Annotated in this window: 8 protein-coding genes; 5 read left to right on the top strand and 3 right to left on the bottom strand. The window is 64.0% G+C overall.

Features of this window, described 5'->3' with window-relative positions:
* Nucleotides 1-31 precede the first annotated feature (31 nt).
* Complete coding sequence (locus tag BM341_RS05885; protein ID WP_089793884.1) at nucleotides 32-2,143, bottom strand: adenosylcobalamin-dependent ribonucleoside-diphosphate reductase; 2,112 nt, start codon at nucleotides 2,141-2,143, stop codon at nucleotides 32-34.
* A 601-nt stretch (nucleotides 2,144-2,744) separates the two neighbouring features.
* On the opposite strand from BM341_RS05885, the gene gdhA reads away from it, so the two are divergent.
* Nucleotides 2,745-4,097 carry an NADP-specific glutamate dehydrogenase gene (gdhA, locus tag BM341_RS05880; protein ID WP_089793882.1) on the top strand — a complete coding sequence of 451 codons (1,353 nt, stop codon included), beginning with the start codon at nucleotides 2,745-2,747 and terminating at the stop codon, nucleotides 4,095-4,097.
* 79 nt (nucleotides 4,098-4,176) lie between these two features.
* Here gdhA and hemN read toward each other — a convergent pair whose 3' ends face one another.
* Nucleotides 4,177-5,562 (bottom strand): oxygen-independent coproporphyrinogen III oxidase, encoded by a 1,386-nt coding sequence (hemN, locus tag BM341_RS05875; RefSeq protein ID WP_089794195.1) that lies wholly within the window; start codon nucleotides 5,560-5,562, stop codon nucleotides 4,177-4,179.
* A 119-nt stretch (nucleotides 5,563-5,681) separates the two neighbouring features.
* On the bottom strand, nucleotides 5,682-6,878 hold the full coding sequence (locus BM341_RS05870; RefSeq protein ID WP_089793880.1) for an NnrS family protein: 1,197 nt from the start codon (nucleotides 6,876-6,878) through the stop codon (nucleotides 5,682-5,684).
* Nucleotides 6,879-7,039: 161 nt separating this feature from the next.
* Between BM341_RS05870 and BM341_RS05865 the strand changes: the two genes are divergently transcribed.
* From BM341_RS05865 to nosZ, 4 genes are all read left to right on the top strand, one after another.
* Nucleotides 7,040-7,492: an RrF2 family transcriptional regulator gene (locus tag BM341_RS05865; RefSeq protein ID WP_089793878.1), complete on the top strand. Its 453-nt coding sequence runs from the start codon at nucleotides 7,040-7,042 to the stop codon at nucleotides 7,490-7,492.
* Between the two features lie 203 nt (nucleotides 7,493-7,695).
* Entirely contained in the window at nucleotides 7,696-8,013 is a 318-nt protein-coding gene (locus BM341_RS05860) for a c-type cytochrome (protein WP_089793876.1), read from the top strand.
* A gap of 82 nt (nucleotides 8,014-8,095) precedes the next feature.
* Complete coding sequence (gene nosR / locus BM341_RS05855; RefSeq protein ID WP_089793874.1) at nucleotides 8,096-10,234, top strand: transcriptional regulator NosR; 2,139 nt, start codon at nucleotides 8,096-8,098, stop codon at nucleotides 10,232-10,234.
* A gap of 4 nt (nucleotides 10,235-10,238) precedes the next feature.
* On the top strand, nucleotides 10,239-12,113 hold the full coding sequence (gene nosZ, locus BM341_RS05850; RefSeq protein ID WP_089793872.1) for a TAT-dependent nitrous-oxide reductase: 1,875 nt from the start codon (nucleotides 10,239-10,241) through the stop codon (nucleotides 12,111-12,113).
* Nucleotides 12,114-12,129: the final 16 nt, after the last annotated feature.

Raw genomic sequence — 12,129 nt, 5'->3', positions numbered from 1 at the left:
TGTCTTCATGACGCAGGAAAAGATCGGGCGATTACCACTTGCCATAGGTTCCTTCCTTCAGCGCGTCGTAGAGATTGGCCGCATTGTGCTCCTCGCCGTCATAGATCACCGTCTCGTCGCCGGTCAGCTCGACGGTCTCGCCGTTGTCCAGCTCGAAGACGTAGGTGGTGTTCTTCAAGTCGTCCTCGCGCACCAGCACCCCCTGGAAAGCTTCGGGGTTGAAGCGGAAGGTGGTGCAGCCCTTGAGCTTACTGGTGTAGGCATCCAGATACAGATCCTTGAACTCGTCGAAGGCAAACTCTGTCGGCACGTTGACTGTCTTGGAGATGGCCGAGTCGACCCAGCTCTGGGCGGCGGCCTGCACCGCCACGTGCTGGGGTGGCGTCACCGCATCGGCGGTGATGAAGTAGTCGGGCAGGTCGCTCTCCACCGCGTCGGCGGCGATGAAGTGCCGATAGGCGGCCAACTCGAAGGAACACACCTCGACCTGCTCCTTGGTCTTCTTGCCGGCCTGGATGACGTTGCGGAAATAGCGGTGCGAGAACGACGGCTCGATTCCGTTGGAGGCATTGTTGCCCAACGACAGCGAGATGGTGCCGGTCGGCGCGATCGAGCTGTGGTGGGTGAAGCGCGCGCCATGCTCGGCCAGTGAGGCGACCAGTTCCGGTGCCACCTCGGCGACCTTCTGCATGTAGCGGCTGTAGCGAGCAAGCAGGATGCGCCCTGGCACCTTGTCGCCAACCTCGTAGCCGTCCTGCTTGAGCTCCGGCCGCTCGCGCATCATCTTCGGCGTGAGCTCGACGTCCTCGGCGAGAATCGGCGCCATGCCCTTCTCACGCGACAGCTCGAGCGCCTGTTTCCAGCCCTCGATGGCAAGGTTGCGGCTCACTTCCTCGGTGAAGGCCAGCGACTCGGGCGAGCCGTAGGGAATCTTGAGCATGGTCAGGGTCGAGCCCAGGCCCAGAAAGCCCATGCCATGGCGACGTTTGGCCTCGATCTCGCGACGCTGGCCCTCGAGCGGCAGGCCGCTGATCTCCACCACGTTGTCGAGCATGCGGGTGAAGATGGCCACCACCTTGCGGTAGCGTTCCCAGTCGAAGCGCGGCTTCTTGCCGAAGGGATCGATGACGAAGCGCGTCAGGTTCACCGAGCCCAGCAGGCACGCACCCTCGGGCGGCAGTGGCTGCTCGCCACAGGGGTTGGTGGCGCGGATCTCCTCGCAGAACCAGTTGTTGTTCATGCGATTGACCTGATCGATCAGGATGAAGCCCGGCTCGGCGAAGTCGTAGGTCGACTTCATGATGGTGTCCCACAGCTCGCGGGCCTTGATCACCTCGACGATGCGGCAGGCTACGCGGCCCTCTTCGTCGACGGTGTAATCATCCTCGACCACCGGCCAGTCGCGATAGATCAGCTCGTCTTCCTTGACGTCGGCCTTCTCGCCGGCATGCAGCGGGAACGCCAGCGGCCAGTCGGTATCGTGCTTGACCGCCTCCATGAACTCGTCGGTGATCAGCAGGCTCAGGTTGAACTGGCGCAGCCGGCCGGCCTCGCGTTTGGCCTCGATGAACTCGCGCACATCGGGATGGCCGACGTCGAAGGTGCCCATCTGCGCACCGCGGCGCCCGCCCGCCGAGGCCACCGTGAAACACATCTTGTCGTAGATATCCATGAACGCCAGCGGGCCGTTGGTGCCGGCACCGGCACCGAACACGAAGGCCCCCTTGTGGCGCAGGGTCGAGAACTCGTAGCCGATCCCGCAGCCCGCCTTCAGGGTCATGCCCGCATCCACCACCGAGTCGAGGATATCGTGCATGGAGTCGCGAATGGTGCGGGAGACGGTGCAATTGATCAGGCTCACCGCCGGCTTGTAGTCTTCGGCGCCGGCGTTGGACATGATGCGCCCGGCGGGGATGGCGCCGTTCTCCAGCGCCCAGCGGAACTTCGTGAGCCAGGCCTCGGCCTGATCGCCTTCCACCGCGGCCAGTGCACGCGCCACCCGCTCCCAGGTCGCGTCCACATCCTTGTCCACGGGATCCCCGTGACGGTCCTTGAGGCGATACTTGGAATCCCAGATATCACGAGAAGGCAATTGCAGCGGCACTTCTAGTGAAGTCTTCACGGCCTTGGCGGGAGTGTTCATTCGGGGGTCTCCGACAGTGTCTGGATGGACGGTTTACAGGCGTAACAGAAAGCATGGCGCTAGGGGCCGAGTCCTTGTCCACACCGCTCCCTGCATCGTATCGCGGACAAGGAACAGGCGCGTCCCCTCTTGACTAGCGGTAAACAGGTAAACCGTATTGGCGGCGCCTGCATACCATATATAGTCCCCTTGCCCGCTTCAAGCACAAGATGCGCGAAAAAATCCTTCAACGCGACAAGACCGGCCGAGCTGAATCCAGAGAAGGACACCGTTGAATGACAGGTCTACAGAAAGGTTCAGGCGTCAGGGTAAGGGTCATGGGACGACAAGATAACCAGGCTTGAAGAAAACCAGCCCAAGCGACGGCCTTTACGACCTGGCACGGTTGGCCATCGACCAGGAGTGCCAGCCAGTCAGCAGCGTTTAAATATCGTCTATTAAATAACTTTAATGGATAAAACTAGTTCATAACTTTTCGTACATTTAAAGGGATTTCGGTTCAATTTAATGACCATTTCCCGCATGAGCCATGCATTTGCTGCATAATGGTGCATTGCCTTATAGTGCTGCCGAACCGTTTCGACCGCACAGGAAACTTTCCATGCCCTACGTCCACGATACCCTCGAGGCACTGCGCAGGAGCAGCCCCGCCCAGACCGAGTTTTACCAGGCCGCAGAAGAAGTACTGGAGTGCCTGCGTCCGCTCTTCGAGCGCAGCCCGCACTACCTCGACCACAGCATCATCGAGCGCATCGTCGAGCCGGAGCGCCAGATCATGTTCCGCGTCTGCTGGATGGATGACACCGGCAAGGTGCAGGTCAACAAGGGCTACCGCGTCCAGTTCAACTCCGCCCTCGGTCCCTACAAGGGGGGGCTGCGTTTCCACCCCAGCGTCACCTCGGGGACCATCAAGTTCCTGGGCTTCGAGCAGATCTTCAAGAATGCCCTGACCGGGCTGCCCATCGGCGGCGGCAAGGGCGGGTCGGACTTCGACCCCAAGGGTCGCTCGGAAGGCGAGATCATGCGCTTCTGCCAGGCCTTCATGAGCGAGCTACATCGTCATATCGGCCCGACCACCGACGTGCCGGCAGGCGACATCGGCGTGGGGGCCCGTGAGATCGGCTTCCTCTACGGCCAGTACAAGCGCCTGACCGGCCGCTACGAGGGGGTACTGACCGGCAAGAGCCTCAACTGGGGTGGTTCCATCGGCCGCAAGGAGGCCACCGGCTACGGCGCCGTCTACTTCGCCGAAAACATGCTCGAGGCCCGCGGCGAAACCCTGGAAGGCAAGACCTGTCTGGTTTCAGGTGCCGGCAACGTGGCCATCTACACCATCGAGAAGCTTTATGAGCTCGGCGCGACCCCCGTCACCTGCTCAGACTCGGGTGGCACTCTCCATGACTCTCGTGGCATCGACCTGGACCTACTCAAGGAGCTCAAGGAGGTCAAGCGCGCCTCGCTGGAGGCCTACCTGGAGAAGCACCCCAAGGCCTGCTACCTGCCAGCCAGCGATTACCCGGCCGATGGCCATGCGGTCTGGCGCCTGGCGGGTGACGTGGCCTTCCCCTGCGCCACCCAGAACGAGCTGACCGAGGCCGATGCCGAAGCGCTGCTGAACAACGGTGTGACCTGCATCAGCGAGGGGGCCAACATGCCTTCCACCGCCACTGCCGTGGACCGCTTCCTGGCAGCGAAGGTCGCCTATGGACCTGGCAAGGCCGCCAATGCCGGCGGCGTGGCCACCAGCCAACTGGAGATGGCCCAGAACAGCAGCATGCAGCAGTGGCCGCTGGAAAAGGTCGACGCCAAGCTCAAGGAGGTCATGACCAACATCCACCACCAGTGTGCCGAGACCGCCGCCGAGTTCGATGACTCCACCAACCTGGTGCTGGGCGCTAACATCGCCGGGTTCCGCAGGGTGGCCGATGCCATGATCGAGCAGGGCGTCGTCTGAGCCTGCCGCCAGCCGGGCCCCACCAAACGCGACACGGCGCCTCAAGAGGCGCCGTGTCGCATCGGGATATGTCAACTCCTCAGACGGTGCGCGAGTAACGCCCCTCGCTGCGTGCCAGGTAGGCATCGAAGGCCATGGCGGCATTGCGCATCATCAGCCGCCCGGCCGGCAGCACCTCGATGGCCTCGTCATCGATCGCCAGCAGGCCGTCGTCCGCCATCTCCTCGAGCTCGGCGAGGGCGTCGGCGAAAGTGTCGCGAAAATCAATCTCGTGGGCCGCTTCGATCGCGGCAAAGTCGATGCGCCCATGACACATCAGGGCGTTGATCACGTCGCGGCGCAGCACGTCGTCGGCGTTCAGGCGGTAACCGCGCATCACCGGCAGCCGCCCCGTTTCGAGGCGCGTCTGGTACTGGGCGGTTTCCTTGACGTTCTGGCTGTAGCTGTCGCCTACCTTGCCGATGGCGGTATTGCCCAGGCCGATCAGGTCGCAGTCGGCATGCGTCGAGTAGCCCTGGAAGTTGCGTTGCAGGGTGCCATTTTCCTTCGCCAGCGAGAGCTCATCCTCGGGCAGGGCAAAATGGTCCATGCCGATATAGACATAGCCTGCCTCGGTGAGGCGGCGGATGGTCAGCTCAAGCAGCTCAATCTTGCGCTCCGGGGGCGGCATGTCCTCCGGACGAATCAGCCGCTGGGCCTTGAACAGCTCCGGCAGGTGGGCATAGCTGTAGGCGGCGATGCGATCGGGGTGCAGGGCGATGACCTTGTCCAGGGTGGCGTCGAAGCTCGCCACGGTCTGCAGCGGCAGGCCGTAGATCAGGTCGACGCTCACCGACTGGAAGCCGGCCTCGCGGGCCGCACCCACCAGCTCCACCACCTGCGCCTCGCTCTGGAGGCGGTTGACCGCCTCCTGGACCTTGGTGTCAAAATCCTGCACCCCGAAGCTCAGGCGATTGAAGCCCAGCTCGCGCAGTTCGTGGATCTGCTCGGGGGTCACGGTGCGAGGGTCCACCTCAAGGGAGAACTCCCGCGCCTCGGGCTCGGCAAAGTGGAAGGCGGCGTCCAGCGCCGTCATCAGTTCGCCAAGCTGGTCATTGCTCAGGTAAGTGGGCGTACCACCGCCCAGGTGCAGTTGGGTCATGCGTCGCGAGTCGTCGAACAACGCGCCCTGAAGCGCAACCTCTCGCTTGAGCCAGGCGAGGTACTCCGCCGCCCGCTCGCGGTTGTGGGTAATGATCTTGTTGCAGGCGCAGTAGTAGCAGAGGCTCTCGCAGAACGGAATATGCACATAGGCCGACAGCGGCTTGGGCGTCGCGGCCCGGTTGCTGCGCTCGGCAGCGGCACGATAGTCGTCCTCGGCGAAGGCCGCCTGGAACTGGGGCGCCGTGGGATAGGAGGTATAGCGCGGCCCTGGGCGGTCGTACTTCTCAACCAGCGGGCGGATGAACGGCAGGGTGTCTTGCATGATCGAATCAAGCCTCTGGATCTGTAAGGCGGCGGCCGGGCGGGGCCACCGCCGCATGGGCGAATTATGCCAGCCATGACCGGGCGCGTCGGTACCCTTCACGAGGTAGCTGACCCAGATCAAGTCGACGTAGGGGGCGCCGTAGGACGCACTGCCGCTATAGCGGCCCCTCGGCGGCGCCAATACATCAGCCGCCACGCCACCAGCAGCCACGCCAGGCTCCAGGCCCCGACAGCGCCCCATAACACCGGTGACCAGGACGCTCCGGCCGAAGGCAGCGCCAGCCGCAGCCCCGCCGCCAGAGCAAACAGCACCGCCAGGTACGGCAGCCACCGCTCGTCCGCCGGACGCCCCTTGGCCCTCAGGATCGCCTGGCGCAGCATGATGCCGCTGGCCAGGGTGCCGAGCGCTCCCACGGTGATCGCATGGAGCCGACCCGCCGGTGCGACACCCGCCAGGAGATCCCACGCCATCAGCCATGCCCCCACGCCCAGCCAGGCGTAGCCGAGCAGCAGACCGAGCAGGTCCGCTCTATCTCGAAGCGTCCAAGGCGACCAGCGCCAGAGCCGCACCAGGATCACCGCCCCGGCCAGTGCCAATAGCGCACTGGCCACCGGCCACAGAGCTGAGGAGATCGCCAGGAGCCCGGCGGCGCCCAGCAGGACGATCAGGACCGCCTCGATTCGCGGCTGGACACCGGCTCCAGCCACGCGGTCGCGTGCCATCAGGTGCCCGTTCACCGCCGGGGCAATCACCCGCCCTCCCATGAAGGCCATCAGCAGCAGCAGCCAGAGCACCCCCTGATGCAGCAGGGGCGTGAGCAGAGCCGGAAAGGCCAGGCGCGCCGCCAGGCTGGCTACCGCCAGCAGACAGAGCAACCCCAGCAGCGGCGAAAGCAGGCGGTTGCGCCATTTCTTGGCCGCCAGGAAGCGCGGCACCACCCAGGCGGCCAGCAGCAAGGCGAAGGCGGCATCGGCCAGCAGGGCCGGCCAGGCCGGGTAACCCGCCAGCCCACCGAGACGCCCAACCAGCCACAGCCCCCCCAGCAGTGCCAGCCGCCGGGAAGGCAAAGGCCCCAGCAGGTAACCCGCCATCACCGCCAGGGCGAAGCCGAACAGCAGCTCGCGGCCATGCCCGCCTGGCGTCGCCAGGCCCGGCAGCCAGGCCAGCCAGCCAAGCATCGCCGCCAGCGAAAGCGGCACCATCAGGGCGGCATGCAAGGCGGCGAGCGGAAAGAACAGTGACCAGGCAGGGCGTCGGTCGATCCGCCGAATGCGGTCGGCTTGACCTGAATCATTGGCAACGAATCTTAACATGCGTGTAAATTACATCTTTAAGACAGCCAAGCCAATCGCGCCCCTTCGGGCCAACACGCGACTAAATGTCACAGCGACGAATCAGAACGAATCGACACGATGTTAAAATGTACTGTTTTTCACATTACGGCTTGCGAGACGCCTGACGCGCCGGGGTTCCCATGCATCTGACCCGATTCACCGACTTCTCCCTGCGCGTGCTGATGTACCTGGCCGTCAAGGGCGAGCAGCGCTCTACCATCGCCGAGATCGCCGAGCGCTTCGACATCTCCCGCAATCATTTGATGAAGGTGGTGCAGGACCTCAACCATCATGGCTACATCACCTCCATCCGCGGCAAGAACGGCGGCCTGCTGCTCAAGCGCGACCCGGCCTCGATCTCGCTGGGCGAACTGGTACGCACCACCGAGCGCGACCTGGCCCTGGTGGAGTGCTTTGGCGACGACAACGAGTGCATCATCACGCCCGCCTGTCGGCTCAAGCCGATCCTGGCCGAGGCGCTCAGCGCCTTTCTTGCGGTGCTCGACCACTATACCCTGGCCGACCTGCTCGGCCAGCGACGCTCCCGGCTGATCAGTTTGCTGCAACTTGACGACACCCTACCCGACGCCTGAGCCACACCTACACTTTCTGCATTAGCAGTTTATTTTGCCTTTTGGACTTATCCATCTAGGATAAACATGCGATCTAGGATAAACATGACGCACATCAAGCCTCACCCGGGCGTCGTCTGGCATCATGGCCTCATTCGCCTGGCGAGGCCATTGCCCGAACCGGGCCTTTTCAAGCACTTAAAGATGCATCTCGGAGGTATCTTATGAAATTACTCCTCGCTGCCACGCTATTGAGCGGCACCTTCCTGGCCATGGGGGCGCAGGCTGCCGGTGATCCAGAAGCCGGAGAAGGCAAGATTGCCGCCTGCGCCGCCTGCCACGGCACCGATGGTATGGGCACCTCGCCGATCTATCCAAACCTGGCCGGCCAGTCCGCCGCCTACCTGGAGAGCGCCATGAAGGCGTACCGTGATGGTGAGCGCGGCGGTGGCATGTCTGCCCTCATGGTGCCCCAGGCCCAGGGCCTCTCCGATGAGGATATCGCCGATATGTCCGCCTACTACGCCAGCCTCGAGCCCTGACACCCAGCCGGCCTTCGGGCCGGCCTTTCTTGATCGGCGGCCGTCCTGCGCCGCCTAGGCTTACGCCTGCAAGGACCTCGCCATGCCCGCACGATACCCTCGGCCAGTCGGCATTGCCGGACTGCTGTTCAGCCTATGTCTTTTGCTGATCGCCCCGACCCTCCACGCCCTGGAGCTGGAGCAGGTCCGCGAGGGCTTTCCCGGTGCCGACCGCATCGAAATGGCCGAGTCACAGTGGCCGGTGAGCGAGGTTCGCTCGGGCGACGAACTGCTCGGCTATGCCTTCGAGAGCGTCGATATCGCACCGATCCCGGCCTACTCGGGCAAGCCGGTCAACCTCTTGGTGGGTATCGACCTGGAAGGAAGAGTCGTTCAGGCCGACGTCCTCGGCCACGAGGAACCCATCATGCTGGTGGGCATCCCCGAGTCGAAGCTCGAGGACTTCGCCGACGACCACGTCCCCGCCCACGTCAATGACCGCATGAAGGTCGGCGACAATCTGGACGCCATCTCGGGCGCCACCGTCACGGTCATCGTGGTCAGCGACACCATCATGCGCGCCGCCCGCCAGGTGGCCGCCGAGCAGGGGTTGATCGCCGATCCCTCCGCCACCCCGCCGGCCCGGGTCCTTGAGGATGTTTTTGAGCCCGCCGACTGGGAGACGCTCACCGGCGACGGCACCATTCGCCGCCTCCGCCTGACCCACGGCGAGGTCGATGAATCCTTCGTCGGCACCCCTGCCGAAGACTACCTGCATACCCCGCAGCCGGCCGATCGTACCTTCATCGAACTCTTCTATACCTACCTGAACCCGCCCACCGCTGGCCGCAACATGCTGGGCGACAACGGCTACGACCAGCTGATGGATCAGCTGGGTGAGGACGAGCACGCCATCGCCGTGATGGGTCGCGGTGACTATTCCTTCAAGGGCTCGGGCTATGTACGCGGCGGTATTTTCGATCGCATCGAGCTCTCCCAGGGCAACACCAACGTCAGCTTCCACGACCGCGACCATATCCGCCTGGGTAACCTGGGCATTGAGGGGGCGCCGACATTTGACGAGCGCGACATCTTCATCGTTCGCGAGGACGCCGCCTTCGACCCCGGCCAACCCTGGCAGCTGGAACTGCTGGTGCGCCGTGCCTCGGGGCCGTTGGACACCGAATTCAGCCGCTTCAGTGCCGACTACAGCGTGCCCGAGGCCTACATCGAGCGCCCCGAGCCGCCGGTGGAGGAGCCGATCTGGGTGCAGGTATGGCGCGACAAGGCCTTCCAGATCGCCGTGCTCGGCGCCGGCCTGTTGGTGCTCACCGGCGTCATGCTCTTTCAGGACGTGCTGGCGCGCCATCCGAAGATCCTGCGCCCGCTGCGCCTGGGTTTTCTGGTCTACACGTTGGTGTTCATCGGCTGGTACTCCCTGGCCCAGCTCTCGGTAGTCAATATTCTGACCTTTACCAACTCGCTGATCACCGACTTCAGCTGGGGCTCCTTCCTGATCGATCCGATGATGTTCATTCTCTGGTCCTTCGTGGCGGTGAGCCTGTTGTTGTGGGGGCGCGGCGTGTTCTGCGGCTGGCTGTGTCCTTTTGGTGCCCTGCAGGACCTGGTCAACAAGGCCGCCCGCAAGCTGGGTGTGAAGCAGTACGAATTGCCCTTCGGACTGCACGAGCGGCTCTGGGCGCTCAAGTACATCATCCTGCTGGCGCTGTTCGGCCTCTCGCTGCACTCGCTGGGCACCGCCGAGCGCTACGCCGAGGTGGAGCCCTTCAAGACCGCCATTACCCTGCGCTTCCAGCGCGAGTGGGGGTTCGTGCTCTACGCCCTGGCGCTGGTGGCGATCTCGGCCTTCAACCACAAGTTCTACTGCCGCTACGTCTGCCCGCTGGGCGCCGGCCTGGCGATCCCCGCCCGCCTGCGCCTGTTTGACTGGCTGAAGCGGCACCGCGGCAGCTGCGGCACCCCGTGCCAGATCTGCGCCAACGAATGCGAAGTGGCCGCCATTCATCCCGATGGCCGCATCAACGCCAACGAGTGCCACTACTGCCTCGACTGCCAGGTCACCTACCACGATGACCAGCGCTGCCCGCCGGTGATCAAGCGCCGCAAGCGCTACGAGAAGGCGGCCCGCATGGCCAGCGGACAGAGTGGTGTCGAAACCCACGACCCCGGCAGTGCCGGACAACGCAAGCTACAACGAATCCCCACTCTTCAGGAGGAGTGAATCCATGAGTGACGAAAAGAAAGCGATCGAAAACCTGGGCCGCCGCCACTTCCTGCGCAACAGCGCGGTAACTGGGGTCGCCGGTGCCGGCCTGGCCGGCGGCTTCGGCGCCGGGGCGCTGATGAGCAGCCGCGAGGCCCGCGCCGCCGAGGACGGCATCGAGGTCGCACCCGGCGAACTCGACGAGTACTACGGCTTCTGGAGCGGCGGCCACCAGGGGGAGGTGCGAATACTGGGCGTTCCCTCCATGCGTGAGCTGATGCGCATTCCGGTCTTCAACATCGACAGCGCCACCGGCTGGGGCATCACCAACGAGTCGAAGCGCATCATGGGCGACTCGGCGCGCTTCCTCAACGGTGACTGCCACCACCCGCACGTCTCGATGACCGACGGCCACTACGATGGCAAGTACCTGTTCATCAACGACAAGGCCAACACTCGGGTGGCGCGCATCCGTCTCGACATCATGAAGACGGACAAGATCACCACCATTCCCAACGTCCAGGCGATCCATGGCCTGCGCCTGCAGAAGGTACCGCACACCAAGTACGTGTTCGCCAACGCCGAACTGCCGATCCCCCAGGTCAACGACGGCCGCGACCTGGAGAGCCCGGAAAACTACTGGACGATGTTCAACGCTATCGACGCCGAGAGCATGGAAGTGGCCTGGCAGGTGATCGTCAACGGCAACCTCGACAACACCGACGCCGACTACACCGGCCGCTTCGTGGCGTCTACCTGCTACAACTCCGAGAAAGGCATGACGCTGGCCGACACCATGCGCGCCGAGCGTGACTGGGTGGTGGTGTTCGACGTCGAGGCGATCGAAGCCGCCGTGGAAGCCGGTGAGTTCGAGACCCTGGGCGACAACGAGGTGCCGGTGCTCGACGGCCGCGAGGGCTCGAAGCTGACGCGCTATATCCCCGTGCCCAAGAACCCCCACGGCCTTAACACCTCGCCGGACGGCAAGTACTTCATCGCCAACGGCAAGCTCTCGCCGACCTGCACTATCCTCGCCATCGACAAGCTCCCCGAGCTGTTCGATGACGCCATCGAGCCGCGCGATACCGTGGTCGGCGAGCCGGAGTTGGGCCTGGGGCCGCTGCACACCACCTTCGACGGTCGTGGCAACGCCTATACCACGCTGTTCATCGACAGCCAGGTGGCCAAATGGAACATCGAGGACGCCATCCGCGCCTACGATGGCGAGGAGGTCAACTACCTGCGCCAGAAGCTCGACGTCCACTACCAGCCGGGCCACAACCACGCCAGCCTCACCGAGTCTCGTGATGCCGATGGCAAGTGGCTGGTGGTGCTCTCCAAGTTCTCCAAGGACCGCTTCCTGCCGGTCGGCCCGCTGCATCCGGAGAACGACCAGCTGATCGATATCTCCGGCGAGGAGATGAAGCTGGTCCATGACGGCCCCACTTTCGCCGAGCCCCACGACTGCATCCTGATGCGCGCCGACCAGCTCAGTCCAAGCCGGGTCTGGACGCGTGATGACCCCTTCTTCGCCGAGACAGTGGCCATGGCCGAGGCAGACGGGGTGACCCTTGAGCGCGACAACACGGTGATCCGTGACGGCAGCCAGGTGCGGGTCTACATGACCTCCATCGCCCCGCAGTTCGGCCTCTCCGAGTTCAAGGTCAAGCAGGGCGACGAGGTGACCGTGGTAGTCACCAACCTCGACCAGGTCGAGGATCTGACCCATGGCTTCGTCATGGTCAATCATGGCGCCTCGATGGAGATCGGCCCGCAGCAGACCGCCAGCGTCACCTTTACCGCCGACAAGGCTGGGGTGTACTGGTACTACTGTTCCTGGTTCTGCCATGCCATGCACATGGAAATGACTGGCCGCATGCTGGTCGAGAAGGCCTGATACGCCCTCACCGGGG

Source organism: Halomonas korlensis, from assembly GCF_900116705.1.
GTDB lineage: Bacteria > Pseudomonadota > Gammaproteobacteria > Pseudomonadales > Halomonadaceae > Halomonas > Halomonas korlensis.
The sequence above is the reverse complement of the archived record's forward strand: the minus strand, read 5'-3'. Positions and strand labels throughout refer to the sequence as shown.